Origin of the sequence: Bacillus sp. BS98 (assembly GCF_008432245.1) — a bacterium.
GTDB classification, from domain to species: domain Bacteria; phylum Bacillota; class Bacilli; order Bacillales; family Bacillaceae_G; genus Bacillus_A; species Bacillus_A toyonensis.
This window is the reverse complement of record NZ_CP043832.1, coordinates 159,231-180,641: the sequence shown is the minus strand read 5'-3', so window position 1 is coordinate 180,641 and position 21,411 is coordinate 159,231. Positions and strand designations below refer to the sequence as shown.

The window sequence follows — 21,411 nt, the reverse complement described above, 5'->3', positions numbered from 1 at the left end:
CTTAAACTAATAAAGTTCTAAATAGTAGGTGAAAAAATGGAATTTTACGATTTGGGTATTACCATTAAAGATATTAGAATTAAAAAAAATATATCACAATCTGAATTATGTCATGGAATATGTTCACAAAGTCAAATTAGCAAAATAGAAAAAGGTATGATTTATCCATCTAGCATATTGTTGTATCAATTATCTGAACGGCTTGGTATTGATCCAAATAATATATTTGCACTAACTCAAAACAAGAAATTAAAATACGTAAAAAATGTAAAATACGTAATGAGAGATTGCGCAAAGCAAAAACAATATAAAGAACTTTATGAAATAGTAAAACAAGAAAAAAAACAAAATAATTTTCAATCAAAAGAAGATAAACAATTTCTAATATGGCATGAAGCAATTGCTATATTTGAGGTAAATAGATCAACAAAAACTGCTTTAACTCTTTTAAATCATGCATTAGAACTAACTTTAACCAATTCTGATTTTTTATCAGAAAGAGAAATAGATATTATGCAGACAATGGCTATATTTTATGCAGAACACAAAGAATATGAAAAAAGTATTAATATATTAAGAAGATGTTTAACCAATTTTAATAAGTTAGATTTTCCTAGAGATAAAGAAATTAAATTAAAAATCATTTTAAATTCAGCAAAATTTTTGGACCTCACATATCAACATGAAGAGGCAATAAAATACCTTGATAAGGGCATCAAATTAGCTATTAATCTAGACACTTTATACCTACTAGGTGAACTATACTATTTAAAAAGTCAGTATTTATTAAAGATTAAACAACATAATGAAGAAGATGTTGTTAATAACATGAAAAAAGCATTATTTATATTTGAACTAAGAGAAAAAGAACATTATATACAAATGATTAAAGATGAACTTATTGAAATACAGAATAAAAAACACTCATAATTTCGTAAAAACTACTTACAAAGCCCACAGAAAAAATCCCTATAGTTTTTAAACTTAGAACTATATTATTAAAATTAAAGTCGTTCAAGTCGGAGGAAGGCACTTTGGGGTGTTTTTTCTTTGTTTCTCAATATAGGAACTTTAAGGATATGCTATTATTTAAATACAAATTCCCTTTTGTGCACTGAGATAGTAATACCCAATAAAAAAGCCCACCTATTTCCGTAGGTGGGCCTTGTCTTTATTACACAATATCAAAGTATACTCTCTTTTTCTCATAAGCTTTATGTAATTATACATATTCGTAAAATTACACTAAATAAATATTGCATATAGTAAAATATAAATCGTGGACACGTTCTATAAAGCAGATTCTTTTGAAAGACGTAACATATTGACAATTATAAAAGATGTCGCGTCACTCTAATATTGATCTCAAATCTCTTGTATTTTGTAAACTAACAATCTGGTGTATATAGACGATTCTGTTTTATAGGATGTGTTTACACGTATAACAAGGGGATAATACGGATAGATTTATACTAAATGAACGTGGTTCAGGTCGGAAGAAGGCGCCTTATGGCGTCTTTTCTTTATTTTCAAAAGGACCTGCTCAATTAATACCTAAAAACATAAGGTAATGTGAACCCATTAAAATACATGGAATGAACCCTAGTTTTACCCTCTGGCCTAAAGGAGGCACTATTGTTATGGGATATGGTGGTAGTTGTGGCGAAGGCTGCGGTTTCGCTGGAGGATTTGCTTTATTAGTTGTATTATTTATTCTATTAATCATTATCGGATGCAGTTGCTTCTGCTAAAAAAACTATTAGAAAAGGCACCCTTATCTGGGCGCCTTTTCTTTATGTATATTATTTATTATCCGATTTATCAGTTTTATTATAAACACATTTGGCTTCTCCAAAAAGACCACCTGTGTCCCATTCGCCACCATAATACGAATACTTCCTAAGTGAACCATTGTCTCGTATACTTGGATATGATTTTAGTTTATAGTCATAAACCGAAATCATAATGATAATAAATATATCCCCCCGATTAAAAGTGCCGTAGCAACGATTAATATTATTATTCCATCAGGACTATTAAGAATTTCTTTTATATGTTTTTTGCTATTTGCTTAGTTTCTCCACTTGAAAAGAGATAAACAATGGAATGGAGAATTAGTAAGAAAAATGCCGTAATTACCTCTAACATGGCTTATGTACCTCCCTAATATATGTGCACTATTAATTAACCAATAATCTCCTTATACATTATATGAGCTAGGGTACATGGAAATATAACAAATTATTTTTATAATTTAATTTGCTGATCGAAACGGCATTAATACAGGATAGTCCAAGTCGTAGGAAGGCACCTTAGGGGGTCTTTTCTTTATAAAAAAGGACTCCTAAAACGCCTTAAATTAGTAAACTTCAATATTAATCTTTTTATTAATTTGTTTTAACTTAATATATTAATTTTAAGTTAAAAATTTGTTATAATTAGTAAATAATTATATTAATTAGATGGAGAGGATACAATATTATGGGTTATAAGTTTCGTAGAATTATCCAAGTTTCCCCGGGTGTGAAAATTAACTTTACATACACAGGTACGGGAGGGAACTCCATTCCAACTGAATCAAGAATAACAACTTATATACCTGGAACTGGAATCTCGTATACACCACGAATAGCTGAGTCAAACAACTATTATATACAACGAGGGTTTCAAGGGCAAAACACTTCCTATCCCACTATGAATGAACAAGATTACAATACGGTAAGAGCATTTGAGCAGGTAAGAGAAACCAAAACTTACATTGTTACTGCTTTTCGTAAGAAGGATAATCAAGTAAACTCCGTGGGTAGAAAACTAATGAAACCACTTTCCATAATTGGAGGCGTTTTTGCGGGCCTATTCTTAATTATGATGCTTGTTATACCAGCTCTAATCCTGGCAGCCCTTTCTTTCTTATGTTATAAAAATATAAAAACACCATTTGCGGTTGTATGCCCAGAATGTGATGCTGAAAACTTATTCATTTTTGAGGAAGAGAAGATTGCTTGTCGTAAATGTGAGAGCACTCTTATAATCCAAAAATAAAAGGCTCTCAAATACACTTCCCAAAAATGAATTGTAGTATTGAATTCCAAGATGGCCCTCGAAGCTCATAATTGTTTCCATACCTCCTTGAAGGCTCCAGCTCTCTTTTTTATTTTCGTTCGACAATATATGACAATATAAAGATAGATAATTTGTTATTATATTTACGGATTTATTTACATTAGGAGGAATGAACAACTATGTTTAAAAAATTAGCAGTATTACTTATTGGAGCTCTATTATTATTTGGTTTATCCGCTTGTGACAGCGTTAAATCAATGACAAGTAATGTCACGGTTGGTAAGGTAATTGAAGAATTTAAAGCTGCAGAATTAGAAGCTGACAATCCTAGTGACCTACCAGAAAAAGAATTTGGAAATACTAGAAAAGAAGCAAAACGCATTCTTGTTCCAGCATTAGGTGAAGATAGTGGTGGTAGAATATTTGAGTTTAAAAACAAAGAAGACCTTGAAAAAGCTAAGAAATACTATGACGATTTAGGTAATGGTAATCAGATGCTATTCTCTCATACTTACGCAAAAGGTAACTTCCTTATACAAATGAATGGTGATATGGAAGATGCCCAATTTAACAAATATAAAGAAGTTATGGACAAAGTAATTAAGTAAGTTAAAGAATTCGCTTTCATTTATATAAAAACATGTTAGAATTATCTTTGGGTGGGAGTCCAATACATATTATTAAAATTAAAGTGGTTCAAGTCGGAGGAAGGCACCTTTGGGTGTCTTTTTTTCTACCTAAAACTATTTAATTGTTATATAATGATTAAATAGTTTTAGGAGGAACATAAATGAACGAAAAACTAATCATTGGCATTATCGCCGTAATAGTTGTTATCATTGCTTCCGTATCTATTTTTAAGGATTCCAAATCAGAAGATATGAAACCTAAGTATTCACAAAAAGATATGGATAAAGTTATCGATAAACACTTTAATGAACAACAAGAATTAAAAACACAAATCAAAGAGTTGAAATCTAAAGTAACTTCCTATGAAAAAGAGCAAACTAGTTCACCTCAAAAAACGACACAACCGAGTCAAGAAACACCTAAACCGCAAGAACAACCAGAACAAGAAAAGCCTAAAAGTGATCCGCCAACTACAACTGAGTATACTCTTCAACAATTAAAAGAGGCATTCCCAGTTGGCATGGAATTTAATCAATATGTAGAGAAGAAAAAAACGATGAATGTAGATCATCCTTTTAGTATTTCTCTAAAAAAGGGCAATGTTGGAAGTGTTATTCAAGCTAAAGATGGATTATTAGTAGTATGTGTTGATGGTAACAAAATATTTAACCTGAAAACATTTGGATCAACTGATGAAATTAAAGCATATGAACAGAGCCTACGAGGAAAATAAAATGCGGTTATTAAGCCGAGGAAGGCACCTTTGGGTGTCTTTTTTTATTTTTATTCGACACAATGTGACAATATACAAATGAATCGTTTGCTACTATGAGATGAGAAATCTTACATATTGTAAATGGCATCCATTAAAACAATAAGAATTAAGGACAACTATGAAAAGAATCATTTTAACTATTATCACTGCAATGTTAGTTTTATCAGGTTGTGGGGGCCCAGAGCAAACCACTGAGAATTTGGATAGTATTGTTTCCGAAATACCGAATGATAAAGAGATTAAAAAGCACCTAAAATCCGTAACATATAAAGAAATAGAAAAATCAGATCAAAATGCTAAAAATCCATATTATTATTATGATATCGTAGTTTATCTTAACGATTCATTTGATAACTTACAACCTAAAGAACAATATGAATACTTGGTATCTATAGGTAAAATCATCAAGAAACAAAGTGGAACGCCACAAGGTAAAGATGGTGAGGGAGAATTATACTGTGGAAAAGGCGTTAAATGTGAATTGTTAAATGTTGTTTTAAAAACTGATAAACACGAATACTATGCAAACTATAATCTTCCTTACTTAATTGGGGATTGGCTTCACTTAGATGATAAAGACAAAAGTGCTGATGAGAAGAATATTATTTACGATGCAAGTGCCAAAGATGGAAAATATATCGAACCTACCAAAAATAGTACCCCATCCCCTTCAACTAGTACTTCCTCATCAGCTAATGAAGAAGTAGAAAAAATTAAGAATGCCACTGGCAGAGATTGGGTTAAATTATCATTTGATGATAAATTTATATATGTTCAAACAGTTATTGAATCAATGAAATCTGCAGGTAGGTCAGTAACGGCCGATGCATATTGGTTTATCAACGCATTAAACGCATACTATGGAGGCGGAGAAGAAGCCATCGTATCAGATAAAATAATTGATATTATGGAAATGTCTGGGTTTTCTGGTGGCGTAATCAAGTAATTTAAAAATATAGACCTGATTCATATTTCTCAATATATAAAACAATTTAACATGGTAAAATAATATTTGGATTGGCATCCGATACCATATCACGATGGTTCAAGTCGCAGGAAGGCACCTTAGGGTGTCTTTTCTTTTTTCTTAAAAGGGGATTTCCAGCACTTCGGAAAAAAAGCACGCTAAGAGTATGCAAGATATTATACAGTTTTTCGGCTAATCCCGTAACAAACGAGTACTCTAAAACCTTTTCAGGATAGGAATGTATAAAAAATGTATAGATCCATAGAACAAAAAAAGAAGGTTCCTTTGTGAGAATAAGATTCCGTCTTTTTCCTTGCTACCGATAATGAGACGTTATGTGAACTAGAAATGAATGTACTATACATAAGTTGAATTGTGTTTCTTCTTCACAAATAAGTGATGTTTAAAGGTATATTAATAAATAGAGAAATATATCCTGGAGGTACATATGGAAAAAAAGATCGGTAATGTCAGAGTAAGAGAAGACTCAGATGGGATAGAAGTTTTAGTATCAAATAAGTATTTGAGTGAATGTATTGAGTATATAAACCACCATCGGATTACTCAGGTAGCTATAATAGACTGGTATTATAAAAGCGAAGACGTGAATTTTTTAAGTGAATGTCCTACCGTTGAAGAAATATCCTTAGATAGCAATTATTTAAAGGATATTTCAGGTTTATATCATATAAAAAATTTAAAAGCTCTTAGTTTAACTGATTCAACTGTTCTGGATGGAAAAAATGAAATTGACCTAAGGGCATTTTCAAATTTAGAACGGCTTTTTCTAACTTGGAGCAAGAAGATAAAAGGACTTGATCATCTCAAAAACCTAAAAGGATTATGGATGTGGAAATATGCCCCAAAAGAAAGAAATCTACAAGAGTTGAATAACTTAGAACAGCTCGAAGAATTAGTTCTTACTCAATGTAAAATAAGTTCTCTCACAGGTATAGGAAAGTTAAAAAATTTAAGGAAATTAGAATTGAATTATTTACGAACATTAAATGATGTAGGAGATTTAAAAGGCTTAAATCATTCTTTACAAAGATTAGAAATTGAGGCGTGTAAAAATATTGAAAACTTATATAAAATTGGGGATTTAAAGGCACTAGAGTTTTTTATTCTTTGGAATTGTGGTGATATACCTTCCATTGGTTTTGTTAAGGAATTGCACCAATTAAAGCATTTTGCTTTTGGTGGTACCAATATTTTGGATGGGGATCTCAGTCCATGCATAGGAATTGATTATATTCACTTTACGGAGAAGAAACATTACTCGCACAAAAGAAAAGATTTCATAAATAATTAATAATTTTAACTTCCGATATCGGGAATTATGTAAATAAGCTGTCCATATGGACAGCTTATTTTATTTTTTGCTTAGCGTATTTTTTCATTTTATGGGGTATTTTGTTTTGATGGCTTGATAGCGATGGGGTGGGATCCCTTTTTAACTTAGGGGGGATTTATGTCGTATTTAGCAATTATTAATTACATAATGCAAATGATTATTTACATTTTGTTAGTAATCATTTACAATTACAGTAATTGTAAATGAGGAAAGGGAAATTATGATGCTAGAAAACAGAGTTAGAGAATTACGAGCACGATTTAGATGGACTCAGCAAGACTTGGCTGATGCAATTGGGGTCACAAGGCAAACAATTGGATTAATAGAAAAAGGTGATTATTCTCCATCTGTCACTATGGCGTTAAAAATAGCTGCTGTATTTCAAGTTACCGTAGAAGAGGTTTTTTATTTAAAGGGAGAGGAACGATTATGATAAAACAGGTTTTAAGATCCCCACTCATAGGGGCCAGTATATTTGTGTTGATTATTGCATTTTTACTATTTTCTCTTATGAATACACAAGTCATTTTAGCTAAGTTATGTTTCGGGATTTTAGTGACGGTTACTTTTTTATGGCTCATTCTCACAAGAATTTATAACCGAAAGAATCCTCATGATAAGATCAGGTTATTTGGCTTTATACCATCTGAATTTCGTGAAATAGATGAAGGGCAGCAGTGGGTAACCTATAAGGCTTGTCGAAATGTGTATATTTACTATAGCATTACGCTTCCAGTAACGGCAGGGATTTGCTTCCTCTTTTCTCAACATAATTTTGTTCCGTTATTGTGCATTGGTTTACTAGGTGCAGGTCAATACACTGTCTATTGGTTAACTACTATTCTTATTTTAAATCGTATTTAACAAAGGGGATGAAACAATATGGTGGAGTGGGCTCAAAATGCAGGTGCATTATGGCAATATGTAGTGTTATTTCTTTTAGCTTTTGCCCCATGGATGGATGTATCAATCGTTATACCACTTGGTATCGCATGGGGGTTACAACCAATTGCAGTAGGAGTAACAGCATTTGCAGGAAATCTTATCTTGGTTCTATTACTCGGTTTTTTCTTTAAACAGTATGCCAAATGGCAAGCAGCAAGAAAACTAAAAAAAGGTATAACAAAACCTTCTAAAAAAGAAACCCGATCAAGAAAAATATGGGAACGATATGGTATTCCAGGTTTGGCTCTTCTAGCTCCAATTCTCGTAGGAACTGATATTGCAGCCGTATTAGCTTTAACATTTGGATCTAACCGGACACACGTCATAAGTTGGATGACGGTCAGCCTTGCAGTATGGACAGTCATTTTTACAGTTGCTGCGATGTATGGGCTTAGCTTTTTAAATATTATTTAGGATATCATGATGATTTTAGGTAATCTAAAATCGTTCACTATCTAAAAATTATGGAGTAATAGGAATCACCATATCATTTCGGGAAAATTGTACGTTTAGACACAATTTGGACACAAATTACCCGATTCCCTGTACGTTAAGAAAACAACTATTCATTAACGGTGCTCGGATTAAATGTGTAAATCGTATATTATCAAGACTTAATTCCTATTAAAAAATTAGAAGAAGTAAATGATTAAATTTTTAAAGAATATTGGAGCTTTAAATTAATAGACCTCTATAATTTAGTAGATCATTACAAAAAAAGAAATAATAAATTCCGATTATTTATTCGATTAATTTTATTTGTAATTATGGTAAGATTTAGATAAAACTTTAGAAGGTAGTGATTTTATGAATCCATGTAGAGTTGTCGTATTAACAAAAAAGGAAATAATAAAAGATAAAAACTTGATTTTCAATGATGTTAAAGAAGTGATTAAAGAGCTTAAAAATTCCCACATTGTTACCGCGACGATTATTAATACCATAAGACAATCTTCCAACATAAACAAACAGATTGTTCAAGAACAAAAAACTGTAGTAACAGATTTAAATCTACCAAGAAATGAATTTCCCATTGATGAATTAGAATATGAAGGTAAGATTTATCCTTTTTCAAAGACACGTCTTGCTGTTAGTGAAGAAAATTCAAATGATGCATTTATTACATATATATTTGACGGTGGAAAAGAAGAATTAGATTTAGATTCATTATTTGTGGAATTCAAAGAAATTCTTAAAAGAGATAAAGAGTTCTTAGAGATCAAAGAAAGAATTTGGCCTGAAGGCTTTACGAATGAATCGGATAAAAAGAATTTTGAGGAACGAAAAGTTAAATCATAAAAGGTAAATATAAATTTTAATCTAACTTTATCTTAAAGCTACATAAACAGCTAATAGGGGTCACCATGATAGTTTGTTTTGCCCTTGCATTATCTCACGGAGAACTTGTAGTAATTACTACAGGTTCTCTTTGTTTTTCTTAAAAAAACGAAAGTAAACTTTTAGCCATTAGTTTACATTAAATTTTAAAAGGGGTATCGTCACACATCCATCAACTTAAGGTATACCACTCCACCCTAATCGCCGAGTTTGATACCATTGAGAAAGCGTCTATATCTTAAGGATAAAGGGTTTGTCTTTGTTTATTATTATGGACAGTAATTTGGAGAAATAAACGTACTCGGTGATTAGGGGATAAGAAACTATTTAAAATATTTGATACTTCGGTAATTGAGTGAATAAAAAATACGTTATAATTCTTCCTGTAAGAAGGCATGGGGTGACCTGTTTTCTTAGGTTGATGGGAATGGGGTACTGCACTATAAATGAAGAAATTCATTGTTCTCCATAACGAAAATTTGATCTTTCTACAGTTATTCAAGATAAGCGGTTCTGGTACAAATATATGAAGAAGAACCTTTTATACTTTTATAATATATTTTATTCTCGAGAGTAATTTCTAGTTTTTTACATGGTATAATTTCGTATTAGGGAAGAAGGGGTATACAAAGGTTAGTTGATAAGTTAGAAGAATTGAAATTTCACTGGTATGTTCAGAACACTATAGAAAGGGTTTTTAAGAATGGGGCAATTTCAAAGTAATTTACAAACAGCAACACAAATCGCTACGCAAATGAGGAAAGCTTCGGATACAATCCAAAGTGCCTCAAATCGTTCAATCACGAAGGCGACGGGTACGACGCTAACGATTAATTCCAAAGCACAAGAAGCGAATCAACAAGCCTTAGATTTAACACAACAATTTTGGACCGCCTTTCAACGAGAGGTCGATAATATTCATTCGGTAGCCAAAGAGTTTGAGAGAATGGATCACGAGCTTCACAACACTTTTCGCTAATGTGACCACCTTCGTAAAGATAAAACGGTAGGAGGAAGAAGATGGATCGAGATATCGAAAACCAAAGCAAACAGTTAAATCAGAAGTTACGAAATGTATTTGAAAAACAGGACCGAAATCAATCCGCGATTCAAACTCAGGAACAAGCGGAAGCAGATTTTCACGAATGGAAAAATCGAAGTAATCGCTTATTTAACCGCATTTTAGAAACTTGGCAAAGCGATAGAGAATTATCTCATTTTTTTATGAATATCCGCCAGGAAGCACAACACATTGAGCGAAAACTTACGTTCGAATTGGAAAACAAAAAAGAAACATTGCTTAAGGAAAGACGAGACCTTAATAATTTAGAAGAAGACTTATCCTACCAGCAACAACAATTAGCAAGGGGGACTAATGCATGAGTTTAAATATGTATTTGGGAGAAGTACAGAACCAAACTCAAAGCATGAACGCTGTATGTACCGCTACCATTCAAGGTATGGAACAAGCTATTCAGTCGATTGATGCTTTTGCAATTGATACTGTTCTACAAGGACAAACATATAGCAGTGCAAAATCATTTTTTGTACAAACCTTTCGTCCTTTAGCACAAGGAATCATTTACTTATGTGAAGAACTAATCCGTCAGAATGATGCCTTTCCAAGTCAATTTCAATCACAAGTAGCTTCAACAGATGTCATCGAACAAGAAATACTAGAACAAATTCGAGGGATTGACCGAATGAAAGCAAGTATGGAAGCCATCAGTCAAACCATGCCAGTTCCGGGGATGGATGCTATGGCGAATCTTTTTACTGTCATGAGGCATAAACTTCAAGAAAAGTTAAATCACCTATATGAATTTAATCAAACATCCAGTAATAACTACAGCACGGCCCTTCAACTAGCATCTAGTATTGCTACTGGTCTTGCCGAAGTTCAAAGTGGAAAAGGATTTAGTCCTGCAAGTGGCACGTTTAGTACACAAGGATTGAATATGGAGTGGACAACTTCTATCCAAGCGATTACAGAAGAAAAAAAACATCATTCTGAAGAAACCAGTATTATAGAAGAATCGTTGTTCGATAAACTTAAAGATACTGTTGAAAATAACGTAGAAGCGATGGATCAGTTGTACGAAAAATTTATTCGCCAGATAGAAAATACTCCTATTATCGGGCAATATCATAACTACAAAAAAGGGCAAAATGAAGCGGTGTTAGATGAACTTAAAGGAATATTAAACACAATTTTACATCCAATAGATAGTGTTGAGGGCGCTGTGTATGCTCTTTCTCACATCGACGAGACATTTGCTGCTGTAGAACAAGCTATTTCTGATTCGTGGGATCAAGATGTTGTAAATGGAGATTGGAATAGCAGAGCTAAATGGGTTGGAAATGTAGAGATGCAAGTTAAATTAGCAATTGCCGAATTATTTGTAGGAACAAAAGGTGCAGATAAAATTTCAACATTAGGTAAAGTATCAAAGTCAGGCAAAACCTCAAAACTTAGTGAAAGTGTAAACTTTATACAAGGTACTAAAAACGTAATAACTTTAGATAAGTATAAGCAAAGCGTTGACATGTTGAATAATATTCTAATGCCCAAAAATCAATTTGCTCTTGCCGATACCAATGCACTTAATCTAAGATCTTTTGATTACACTACTTTTAATAAAGCCAAAGATACTTTTTCACTTGCTGAAAACATAGATAGATCCAATCAATATAGTCCACGTGTATTTGATGGTGATTTAAAGAAACACGAAGATAAAGGCGGACATTTAATAGAAAAACATGTTGCAATACCTGATGAGGCATTGGCTCAACGATTAATAGATGATCAGAAAATCACTGGGTCTTCATCTTTTAATGATTTAGAAAAAGCCCAAAAAGTTGCTGATGCAGTATTAACTAATCCTCAAAATATACGTAAAATAGAAAGGTGGCTAGCTGATCCCTACAGCCCACCAACTTTAGCGTTGAGGTATAGAGGTGATGAAATTATTGGTCGATCTATATTAAGAACATCTGAAGATGTTTTAGAGGTAACGAACGCTAAAATTGTCTTAAAAAAAGATGGAGAAGGAAGTTATATTAGAACAGGATTCCCCATAAGATAGAAATTTAGGAGGCTATTTATGAATGATAAAGATTATATTTATGAAGAATTAAGTGATTTTTTAGATGGAACATTCCATCAAGATATGGGAACACCAGAAAAAGCCTTACACGAATTTATAGAAGAAGCCCACAAGGTTTGTATAGAAAATACTATAAATTACATAACTGCATTTTTAAACAGTGATCTATCCACGGAAAAAAAAGAAGAATTCATTGAATATTATACAGACATTTATTTTCCTGCTTTAAAACTGGCTCCCCTAGAATGGCTTGAACAAACAAGTGAAACGTTAAAACAAGCATTAAAAAATACTTAGTAAAAATCGACCGCCCATAGTAGGCGGTCTTTTCTTCGTCTTAATTTACATTCACATACGCATGGCTAACTGTAATATGGAACGTACTTCCCTTCCAGTTTTGTACTTTATATTTTATATATTGAGGCGAACCGTTAATGTCAACTTGGGCGTCGATAGTAAATCCAGGGCCTACGTCAACAATGCCAGCTATACTAGGGGGACCTCTTAACGTACAGGTAATTGATTAAATGTGTCTAAACGTACAATTTTCTTTTCTGATATGGTGCCCCCATGAGGGATTAATGATTATTGAGTCTAAAATACAATACCTCTTTAAAGGGGAATGTATTTCTTGAGGTATAAATAATAAAGTTACAAGTGAGTTTTGGGAACAGAATATAATTAAATTTGGTTACATCCCAGCTAACTAAACCAGTACAACACTTCACCATATACCCAAACATATTTTTTATTTAAGAGATTGAAGAGCATGCGGCTGAAAACAAATGATTGTGAGAGTATCAAAATGTCCAAGTTTTATAGATTTCTTGTACTAGAACCACAAAAAGGTCCAATGCTAAGAGCATCGGACCCAAGGTTGCTTTTTCATCGGATATCTTCCAACTTCTTAATAATCATATTTGGTGTTGCCCACTCATCGCGATCGAAATCAGAAATAGATACTTCAATATTTAGACGTTCTTGGAATTCTACTAGTAAAGATACTGTACCAAAAGAATCAAGGATACCTTCTTCAAATAGTTGAACATCAGGATTTTCTTTTACAATATCATTTTCACATACTTCTTCTAAAATATCTAATACTTGATTTTTGAATTCTGTCATTAAAAAATCTCCTTTATATCCGAAATGTACTATTAGTAACTTCTTAGTTACAAGAATAGAAATTACTTATTAAAAATAATGATTTAGGTGACCAGAGAAAATTAGGAAACCGAAACATACGAAATGGAATGTAATCACAATTGCAAGGACATGCATGAACGTATTGTTGGGCCAAAATTTATGCTTCTTGTTTTTTCGTTCGAAAATATCAAATAAAATAAACAGAGCAATATGATATAGAGCATAAATAATATATTGAGCAATATCATGACCAGTAATGTGCCAAATTCCCATGACCAAAAAGTTTAAAAAGACGCCAATATATGAAATCATATAGCGATTTTTAATGAGCTTTTTCTTTGTTGCAAAAAAGACAAAGCGCATGTAAATAAAATCACGGAGCCAAAATGATAAGCTCATGTGCCAACGATTCCAGAAGTCTTTAATATTCCGACTGATAAACGGTTTATTAAAGTTTTCTGGTGTTTTAATACCCATCATATAACTGACACCAATTACGAATGAGCTATAACCTGCGAAGTCAAAGAATAGATATAAACTATAGCTATACATGTAAATCATATTTGATAAAATGGTGTTTTGGTGAGCTAATGTTGCATCCATAATATTTTCTTTTATTAGGTAAGCAAGTATAAATTTATACAGAAAACCTTGAAAAATACGGTTAATACCCATGTATAGTAGATTTTGATATTCTTCAGCACTTGGTGGTTTTTGAATATCTTTTTGGAACCTGCGATACCGATCGATAGGTCCGGTTGAAATAGCAGGGAAGAACAAAATGAATTCCCAGAAATTAAAAAATGAGCATTCTTTAATTAAGCCATCACGAATTTCAAATACCATTTGTACCGCCCTGAATGTTACATAAGATATACCAGTAAAAACAATGAATTTTAATTCAGGTACAAATGGTGCAATTTTTGCCAAAATCAGTGGCAAAATCGACAAAATAACAGCCATGTAAAACATGAACGTATTATTATTTTGTTTTCTTAGTAGTAAATAGCCTTTAATAAGGACATATTGCCAAATAATAAATACTGCTAACAGCATTGCTTGATTTGGTTTATCCGAGAAGATAATAGCAAGCATAATTAGCGTTAGGACAGCATTATATTTGCGCAACATTTTACCTCTTAATCCAGCTACGATAGTAGGTATCAATAAAATACCAACTATAGCGAAAAAATAAAATGATCCATATGCGGTCATGCTGTAGCCTCACTTTATAATGTTTTGCAATCCTTTATTCCATATGGTGTTATGAATAATGGATTGGCACATGAATTTTCTTAAAATTATATAGCTTAGTAATCGCTCATTGCGTTTTTGGGGTTGCAGATGCTAATAAATACTTTTTCTATAATCGCATATGCCGGAGCAATTTGTTCCTCTGAAGCCCCATGCATAACTTGTAACGCTAATCCATTAATCGAAGCCAATAAAGCCCTTGAAAATGCTTCTAAATCTGTGATTTCTACATTGGAAGTTTGAGCATATTCTTGAATTAGATCTATCAATTGGTTCTGTAGAACCCGAATTTCTTCCATAATTTTCGGTGACCATGATGCTGCTGCCAATAAACTAAAATACACTTTTCTCCATTCAGAACTTTTGAATTGGTGATGTACTACAAATATAAGTTTTTTTAATTTCTCTGAAAAATCTTGTATATCTGAGAGTTCCTTCTGAATTTCTTTAATTTGTTTTTGCATGACATAAGAGGTAGCGTTAACTAATAACCCCTCCTTTGTTGGAAAATAATAATGAATTAAACTTAAAGTAATTCCCGCTTTTGTAGCAATATCTCGTAATGTAATAGCGGTTGTACCTTTTTCAGCTAAGCATTCAAACGTAGCCATTAGTATTTGATCCCGAGTAGCTGTTTTTTTAGAATTAGACATTGTATTTCACCTTCTTATTTTTTTGTTTGGTCAACCGACCAATAAATATAAAATTATACTACCCCATTAGAGCATTTTTTACAATACTGAGTACCACTCCCATGTCCACCAAGCTAAGGTTTTGAAGTACACCCTAAATGAAAATTCTCTTTCTCTACAGTTAGTTTTTTGAGAATTCAGCTCATTTTTTCTTTTTGGGGGTGTTTATTTTTCTAAAGTTGATGGATATGGTGAGACCTCATAGATAAAGATAAGAGATAGCATATATTCTTGTAGTTGTATTTGGCTTATAAAAATTTTCATTTAAATAAACGATGGCATAAAAGCGTCCAAATAGGATGCTTTTTTCTTTGTTGTGTAAAAAATATACAATAAGTATAGGTTTGGACATAGTTATATTGATTGTGTAATTGATTATGAATGTTCAAATAAATATTTGGCTAGATATTTATAAAAGATTTCAATATGGAGGCAGTACGCCATCGCCATGTGAAGCGCCGGTCTGCTAGATCCTCTAGATTTCAAACACTTTTCCATGCTTTACGTACGATAAGAGGAATCGAAACCATTCATACCCTATACAAACAAAGGCGGAGTCTTCAAATAGATTCCGCCTTTTCAGCCTAAAATGAACTAAAACAATTACTAACCACGGCCTAAATGGTTTGCCGGATTTATATACATAAAATAAAAGTAATAGATGTATGAAAGAATTTTTATACTTACGAAAGACTTTTGTAACACTTTTGAGAGAGAAATGAAAGAGGTATTAGATATGATGAAGTTGTTCTTAATAGTAGGTGTTCTAACTCACCTGAAAATCAAGGAGGAAAAATAACAATGAAGAAATTGAAGCCAGCACTTAGTGTATTAGGTAGTGTATCGATGGCACTGACTTTAGCATCCCCTGCTTTAGCAGATATAAAACAGCCGAATGCAGGAAGCACAATTGAAATGTTTAAAGAGGATGCAAATGCAAAAGAAGGAAAAGATCTTATCTATGGAATTGATGGAAAAAAGGGAAAGATGTCTACTGAAAAAATTGAAATACAAAATGACGATTGGGATCAAGATGGTATTTCTAACGACTTAGAAATAAAAGGCTATAAAATTGAGTTCAATCGACAAACCGGGAAAAATGAAGCACAGGCATGGGATCCAGAGCGAGACAAAGATAAATTAAAATTTATTACAAATCCTATGAGCGCGAATTCGGATGGAGATCCTTTTACAGATGCATATGAAGTTCAGTATTATGGCAGTAACTCTGATACTGAATTTAATCCAATGGTCGCAAATATACCGAATTTGCAAGTTGGTATAAAACGTATTGGGGTTACTCCTCTTGCGGCTATTACGGATTCAAACGGTGGGTCCATTGATAAAGGTTGGGAAAAAAGTGTATCGACACAACATTCGTTTGGTGTAGGAGCAGGTGTAGAAGGTGGTGTCGAAGGTTCCGCAGCCGGTCCTGTTCCTTCTGGGAAGGCCTCATTAAATGTAAGCTATGGATACTCGAAAACATCAACAGATACCGAAAGATATTCTTCTAATATAGATTGGTCTACCGCAAAAACTGTCGATTCAGCAAAAGCAGCAAAAGTGAGCTTACAGTTAGAATATAAAAATACAGGGACGGCATCTGCTCAAAATGTTTCTCCTCATTTTAACATTCGTTTAGGAGACAAGATTATCAGTACAGTAAAGGCAACACAAGATCGTTATAAAGCAAATCAGTTAAGTACAGAAAAAGGTGGAAGAAATACAACAGAAGTATTGATAGATAGTGTAGATAATCAAGCAGATGTAAATATTTACTTATCGTTAGATGAATTGAAAGCTGTTGAACAAGGTGCAATTCTTTCTGTTGAAGTACTACCTACGAGTACAATGGAATTGTATATTGAGAAAGATGGAGAATTTATGAATTTAGGAGATTCAGGAAAATTTGAATCTCGTGTAAATGCTTCGACTACAATACTAGAGACTGATATCGGGAACAAACCGAAGTTTAGAATGTATGCACCAGAAGGTGTTGGTAGTGATACAAATTTAACGTTTAATGAGGTTCTGAAGCATGTTAAAGTAGATTCTAAAAAGATAAATGAATTTATAGATAATAGCAGAGGAGATCAAGTTATCATTGCGAAAGAAAATCTAGAAAATGCTAAAAAATCTTATGTTTCGAAAGGCGCAAAAGTCGGTGTTTTCACAAAAATTCAGCAACCGGAATTGTCATATAGTGCTTATGATCCATTTACGAAAAAGTTTTATGCAGCAGTCGTACCTGGCTTATTCGGAGCGAGTAATGAAATCTCTGTTTCTTTTGAAAATAAAAATTCTAAACAAACACAACAAGTAACATTAGTGAGAAAAGGAAACGTATATGAGTCTAAAGAAGCTGTAAGCTTGAATGATTTCAATCCATCACAAAAAGTTACATTTGAAATCAATGATGCACAAAAGAAACTTCCGACACAAAAAATCTCTACAGTTGTTACGTATAATAAAGAATATGAAAATTATTTGACCCATCGATTCAGCGACGAACTTATTGTAGAAGGAACTCCTTATACTCTGCAGCTTAGTGGAAATCCTGTGCTCAGTTATAAAGGAAATGATAAGTGGCAATACCTTGCGTCTGGTGGGAATTACACTCAACCAGTTAATGTAATTATTGAAAGAAAAGGGCAGCCTAAACCTGGACAACCAATCAAAGCAGGTGAAGAGTTACACATTAAAGTTCAAAATAGTGCTTATTCAGGCTATGAATATTTAAAACTTCAAGATAAGTATATCCATTTTGACCAAAAACAAAATGCAAGTACTTTTAAATTTAATCATGCACATAGCCCTGGCTACCTTGATTACCAGAGAGAATGGCACCTACAATCTGATGGTAACAAGTTAGGGTTTTCTACTTATGACGCTGGTTATATCTCATATGGTAATGATAGACAGACATATGGTGGTAGGTTTGAAGATAAATGGAGTCTCGTCAAAGCTAAGTAAAAAGGAACGATTTTGTTGCAAAGTTTAAAAAAACATCGGTAATGGACTGAACCCAAAAAGTTAGAAACAAGAATGTAGGCTGCTAATAGGGAATGAGTTCGATATTGAACTCATTCCTTTTAATGTATCCTTCATTTGTTTGTACTTGAAATCATGTATGTAAAAAACCATAGCTAAAGCAGTGGTTTTTTACTATAAAGATCTTGGAAAATAGATACACAATAAAATCGATCCTGACAAGATAAATAAGTAATCTCTGTAATAAAAAATCTGATTTGAATTTTCGATTTATATGATTGGGATACTACTATTTTAAGTGTTTATCTAGTCATATAAGTAATTAAATACTAAAATTATCATCTAGATTATATTGGCACTTTTAATCGTTTTTAGTGACCATAAGACCAAAGTGTAGGATTCTGATTTAGATCTAGGATTAGTCGTTACATCTTTATATCTGAATTTTATATCTGTAATAGATGAAAGCAGATAAGAGCACCTTTTGTATTATTGGTAAAAAGAAGAGAGGATTACAGATGAAAAGAAGAGTTTTAATCGTAGAAGATGAAGAAAATATTCGAGAAGTATGCAAACGGTATTTAGAAAGAGAAGAATATGAAGTATATACCGCTGTAAATGGCACAGAAGGTTGGGATTTATTTCTTACTCATCAACCAGATTTAATTATTTTAGATTTAATGATGCCGAAAAAAGATGGATGGGAATTATGCGAGGAAATTCGTCAACAATCAAATGTACCAATTATTATGTTAACTGCTAAGGGAGAGGAAAGGGATCGAATTTTAGGCTTAACAATGGGAGCAGATGATTATGTAACAAAGCCGTTTTCCCCTCGTGAATTAGTATTAAGGGTTCAAATTATACTAAGAAGAGGCAGCCAGGTACCGATACAAGCAAAAGAATCCCTAACGGAAGTGATAGAATTTCCAGATTTAAAAATTTATCCAAAGACGAGATGTGTATTGGTTTGTGAAAATAAAGTGGAATTAACAGCGAAAGAGTTTGAGGTACTTTATCTCATGGCAAAGCATCCAAAACAAGTTTTTTCTCGTTCGCAACTTCTTGAACTCATTTGGGATACTGAACATGAAGTGGCTACAAACATAGTAACTGTTTTAGTCAGTCGTTTACGTGACAAACTGGAGAAGCATACGATAAAGAGTCGTTGGATTCACACGGTTTGGGGGATAGGATATCGTTTTGAGCCAAATGGAGGAAGTGAAACATGAGATTACGTATTCAATTATTACTGATGAATGTATTAAGTACGAGTATCATGGTACTTGCTATATGGTATAGTGAGACGAAAATGTTACTTGAACCAGAACAAACAAAGCTATTAACAATAATTGCGGTTGTGGCATTTATAATTTCTACGTTTATTTACTGGTTAATGACACGCCCTATCATGAGATCTATCAAAAATTTAATGGCATTAACGAAACAATTTAGTGATAGACAATTTGAAACAATGTATATAATTGGAAAAGAACCACAGGAGTTTAAAGAATTAGCAACAGCCTTTCAACAGATGGCGAAAAAATTAGAAGAAGGGTTTACTAGGTTAGAAGAAGGAGAAAATGCACGTAAGGAGCTGATCACGAATATTTCACATGACTTACGAACGCCTATGGCTAGCATACAATTGATGATAGAAGCGTTACAAGATAACCTGATCGAAGATCCTGAAATGAGAAAGCAATACTTAGCGACGATCTTAAAAGAAATAGAAAGATTAAGTGGATTAATCAATGACTTATTTGAACTTTCAAAGTTAGAGTTTGAACAAGTAGATTTTTATCCAAGTTTCACACATATAGATAAAGTTCTATTAGATGTATTAGAGTCACATTCTGTCTTATTAGAAGACAAACAGATTGATTTACAATTGCAGGTTCCTGATAGATTACCCCGACTATTAATTATGCCGTGTAAAATAGCAAGGGTCATAGGTAATTTGTTAGATAATGCTATTCGATATTCCCCTGTCTCTGGAACAATTGAGTTGATTGTAGAGGAAAATAAGCAAAATCAACAAGTCCAGTTCATTTTGCGTGATGAAGGAGAAGGAATTTCTCCAAATGACCAATTACGCGTATTTGAACGCTTTTTTAGGACAGATCAATCAAGAAGTTCACAATCTGGAGGATCTGGTCTTGGACTAGCCATTGCAAAATCATTGATTGAAAGGCACAAAGGAGAAATTGGTGTGAGAGATCGCGCAGATGGAAAACAGGGCAGTGAATTTTGGTTTATTCTTCCCATCACATCAGAAAAAAATAAGAACGTTGAAAGACTTTTGTAATATTTATGAAAGAAAAATGAAAGACCTCCTTGTTAACATACTATTAAACAGTATATTAACGGAGGTCTTTTACTTTATGAAAAGAAAATATATATGGTTTACAGGTGGATTTATAATTGTCGTGGGAATCTTATGGTCCTTGTTCCGACCGGAGAAATTATTCATTGATAAGCAAGTGAATGAAGCATTACCACAGACAGAAATGCAACCAATGAAAACAAAACAAGTTCAAGATCAAGTTATAAGTACAGGTCAGTTTCAAAACGGTGTCCATGAAACAACTGGAACAGCAACAATCTATCAATTAGCGGATGGAAAACGTGTTTTACGACTTTCTAATTTTTCAACATCTAACGGGCCAGATGTGCGAGTAGTATTAGTTCCTACAGATCGTTTGAAAAATAATGAAGATGTGAAAAACCACCAGTATATTGAATTAGGAAAGTTAAAGGGAAACAAAGGCGACCAAAACTATGAAATTCCTGAAGGGATAGATGTAAGTACATATGGCTCGGTTTCTGTTTGGTGTAAGAGATTTAATGAAAACTTTGGTGTTGCTTATTTTAAAAAGTAAGCAAGAACATAAAAGTGTGATTTGTGTAACATAAGTATCATTCTATAGAACAAGAAAATGATTAAATACAAAACGACTGCAACCAATGGTGATAGCAATTCATATTTCTTGTCTCTTATTTGGGGTTACCATATCAAAAAAAATTGTACGTTTAGACACATTTTAGACACAAATCAACCTATTCTCTTTACGTTAAGGAAAAGATGGTATACGGCAACGATTTTTTACTTTTGGAGCCACTGAAGATAAGTGTACTTTATAATCCCA

Annotated in this window: 22 protein-coding genes and 4 pseudogenes; 20 read left to right on the top strand and 6 right to left on the bottom strand. The window is 32.8% G+C overall.

The annotated features are described in order from the left end of the window. The first annotated feature begins 36 nt into the window (after window positions 1-36). Complete coding sequence (locus F0362_RS29390; protein WP_000397862.1) at window positions 37-930, top strand: helix-turn-helix domain-containing protein; 894 nt, start codon at window positions 37-39, stop codon at window positions 928-930. Between the two features lie 710 nt (window positions 931-1,640). After that, on the top strand, window positions 1,641-1,751 hold the full coding sequence (locus F0362_RS29385; protein ID WP_000540371.1) for a YjcZ family sporulation protein: 111 nt from the start codon (window positions 1,641-1,643) through the stop codon (window positions 1,749-1,751). Between the two features lie 209 nt (window positions 1,752-1,960). On the opposite strand, the pseudogene F0362_RS31170 reads toward F0362_RS29385, so the two are convergent. Then, a pseudogene (locus F0362_RS31170) lies at window positions 1,961-2,148 on the bottom strand (hypothetical protein). Window positions 2,149-2,481: 333 nt separating this feature from the next. Between F0362_RS31170 and F0362_RS29375 the strand changes: the two are divergent. From F0362_RS29375 to F0362_RS29305, 13 genes are all read left to right on the top strand, one after another. Next, a complete protein-coding gene (locus F0362_RS29375) occupies window positions 2,482-3,042 on the top strand; it encodes a DUF4236 domain-containing protein (protein ID WP_000540765.1) in 561 nt (186 codons plus the stop codon). 200 nt (window positions 3,043-3,242) lie between these two features. After that, on the top strand, window positions 3,243-3,671 hold the full coding sequence (locus F0362_RS29370; protein ID WP_149890189.1) for a stress protein: 429 nt from the start codon (window positions 3,243-3,245) through the stop codon (window positions 3,669-3,671). Window positions 3,672-3,853: 182 nt separating this feature from the next. Beyond that, window positions 3,854-4,426 carry a hypothetical protein gene (locus F0362_RS29365; protein WP_149890188.1) on the top strand — a complete coding sequence of 191 codons (573 nt, stop codon included), beginning with the start codon at window positions 3,854-3,856 and terminating at the stop codon, window positions 4,424-4,426. Between the two features lie 160 nt (window positions 4,427-4,586). Continuing rightward, the gene (locus F0362_RS29360) at window positions 4,587-5,414 is read left to right on the top strand and encodes a hypothetical protein (protein WP_000821262.1); all 828 of its coding nucleotides are present in this window, start codon (window positions 4,587-4,589) and stop codon (window positions 5,412-5,414) included. A gap of 469 nt (window positions 5,415-5,883) precedes the next feature. After that, window positions 5,884-6,747 (top strand): leucine-rich repeat domain-containing protein, encoded by an 864-nt coding sequence (locus F0362_RS29350; protein WP_098009814.1) that lies wholly within the window; start codon window positions 5,884-5,886, stop codon window positions 6,745-6,747. A 262-nt stretch (window positions 6,748-7,009) separates the two neighbouring features. After that, window positions 7,010-7,222 carry a helix-turn-helix transcriptional regulator gene (locus F0362_RS29345; protein ID WP_000979036.1) on the top strand — a complete coding sequence of 71 codons (213 nt, stop codon included), beginning with the start codon at window positions 7,010-7,012 and terminating at the stop codon, window positions 7,220-7,222. Further along, window positions 7,219-7,653, top strand: a complete 435-nt coding sequence (locus F0362_RS29340) for a hypothetical protein (protein ID WP_000595644.1) — start codon at window positions 7,219-7,221, stop codon at window positions 7,651-7,653. The genes F0362_RS29345 and F0362_RS29340 overlap by 4 nt, the downstream gene beginning before the upstream one ends. 18 nt (window positions 7,654-7,671) lie before the next feature. Beyond that, complete coding sequence (locus F0362_RS29335; protein ID WP_098009812.1) at window positions 7,672-8,148, top strand: small multi-drug export protein; 477 nt, start codon at window positions 7,672-7,674, stop codon at window positions 8,146-8,148. Between the two features lie 393 nt (window positions 8,149-8,541). Further along, the gene (locus F0362_RS29325; RefSeq protein WP_001067533.1) at window positions 8,542-9,033 is read left to right on the top strand and encodes a hypothetical protein; all 492 of its coding nucleotides are present in this window, start codon (window positions 8,542-8,544) and stop codon (window positions 9,031-9,033) included. A 742-nt stretch (window positions 9,034-9,775) separates the two neighbouring features. Then, on the top strand, window positions 9,776-10,051 hold the full coding sequence (locus F0362_RS29320) for a TIGR04197 family type VII secretion effector (protein WP_000529675.1): 276 nt from the start codon (window positions 9,776-9,778) through the stop codon (window positions 10,049-10,051). A gap of 41 nt (window positions 10,052-10,092) precedes the next feature. Then, window positions 10,093-10,455: a DUF3958 family protein gene (locus tag F0362_RS29315; RefSeq protein ID WP_000373350.1), complete on the top strand. Its 363-nt coding sequence runs from the start codon at window positions 10,093-10,095 to the stop codon at window positions 10,453-10,455. Continuing rightward, window positions 10,452-12,158, top strand: a complete 1,707-nt coding sequence (locus F0362_RS29310) for an RNase A-like domain-containing protein (RefSeq protein WP_000056066.1) — start codon at window positions 10,452-10,454, stop codon at window positions 12,156-12,158. Before F0362_RS29315 ends, F0362_RS29310 begins: the two co-directional genes overlap by 4 nt. 18 nt (window positions 12,159-12,176) lie before the next feature. Next, the gene (locus tag F0362_RS29305) at window positions 12,177-12,476 is read left to right on the top strand and encodes a contact-dependent growth inhibition system immunity protein (protein ID WP_000998175.1); all 300 of its coding nucleotides are present in this window, start codon (window positions 12,177-12,179) and stop codon (window positions 12,474-12,476) included. 40 nt (window positions 12,477-12,516) lie between these two features. Here the strand turns inward: F0362_RS29305 and F0362_RS31165 are convergent. The 4 genes and pseudogenes from F0362_RS31165 to F0362_RS29290 form a co-directional block, all read right to left on the bottom strand. Then, window positions 12,517-12,669 (bottom strand): annotated as a pseudogene (locus F0362_RS31165) (N-acetylmuramoyl-L-alanine amidase); the annotation flags it as partial. A gap of 395 nt (window positions 12,670-13,064) precedes the next feature. Then, window positions 13,065-13,304 carry a D-alanine--poly(phosphoribitol) ligase subunit DltC gene (gene dltC / locus F0362_RS29300; RefSeq protein WP_000134285.1) on the bottom strand — a complete coding sequence of 80 codons (240 nt, stop codon included), beginning with the start codon at window positions 13,302-13,304 and terminating at the stop codon, window positions 13,065-13,067. Between the two features lie 69 nt (window positions 13,305-13,373). Then, window positions 13,374-14,540, bottom strand: a complete 1,167-nt coding sequence (gene dltB / locus F0362_RS29295) for a D-alanyl-lipoteichoic acid biosynthesis protein DltB (protein WP_098009810.1) — start codon at window positions 14,538-14,540, stop codon at window positions 13,374-13,376. Between the two features lie 95 nt (window positions 14,541-14,635). Continuing rightward, a complete protein-coding gene (locus tag F0362_RS29290) occupies window positions 14,636-15,232 on the bottom strand; it encodes a TetR/AcrR family transcriptional regulator (RefSeq protein WP_098009808.1) in 597 nt (198 codons plus the stop codon). Between the two features lie 480 nt (window positions 15,233-15,712). Between F0362_RS29290 and F0362_RS31160 the strand changes: the two are divergent. The 5 genes and pseudogenes from F0362_RS31160 to F0362_RS29265 form a co-directional block, all read left to right on the top strand. Further along, window positions 15,713-15,859: pseudogene (locus tag F0362_RS31160) on the top strand (IS6 family transposase); the annotation flags it as partial. A gap of 213 nt (window positions 15,860-16,072) precedes the next feature. Next, a complete protein-coding gene (locus F0362_RS29280) occupies window positions 16,073-18,244 on the top strand; it encodes a binary toxin-like calcium binding domain-containing protein (protein WP_000734347.1) in 2,172 nt (723 codons plus the stop codon). Between the two features lie 536 nt (window positions 18,245-18,780). After that, the gene (locus F0362_RS29275) at window positions 18,781-19,494 is read left to right on the top strand and encodes a response regulator transcription factor (RefSeq protein WP_000830325.1); all 714 of its coding nucleotides are present in this window, start codon (window positions 18,781-18,783) and stop codon (window positions 19,492-19,494) included. Continuing rightward, window positions 19,491-20,570 carry a sensor histidine kinase gene (locus tag F0362_RS29270; protein ID WP_001239405.1) on the top strand — a complete coding sequence of 360 codons (1,080 nt, stop codon included), beginning with the start codon at window positions 19,491-19,493 and terminating at the stop codon, window positions 20,568-20,570. The genes F0362_RS29275 and F0362_RS29270 overlap by 4 nt, the downstream gene beginning before the upstream one ends. A gap of 76 nt (window positions 20,571-20,646) precedes the next feature. Then, window positions 20,647-21,144 carry a DM13 domain-containing protein gene (locus tag F0362_RS29265; protein ID WP_000824691.1) on the top strand — a complete coding sequence of 166 codons (498 nt, stop codon included), beginning with the start codon at window positions 20,647-20,649 and terminating at the stop codon, window positions 21,142-21,144. Between the two features lie 51 nt (window positions 21,145-21,195). Here F0362_RS29265 and F0362_RS31310 read toward each other — a convergent pair. Beyond that, window positions 21,196-21,276, bottom strand: a pseudogene (locus F0362_RS31310) (helix-turn-helix domain-containing protein); the annotation flags it as partial. Window positions 21,277-21,411: the final 135 nt, after the last annotated feature.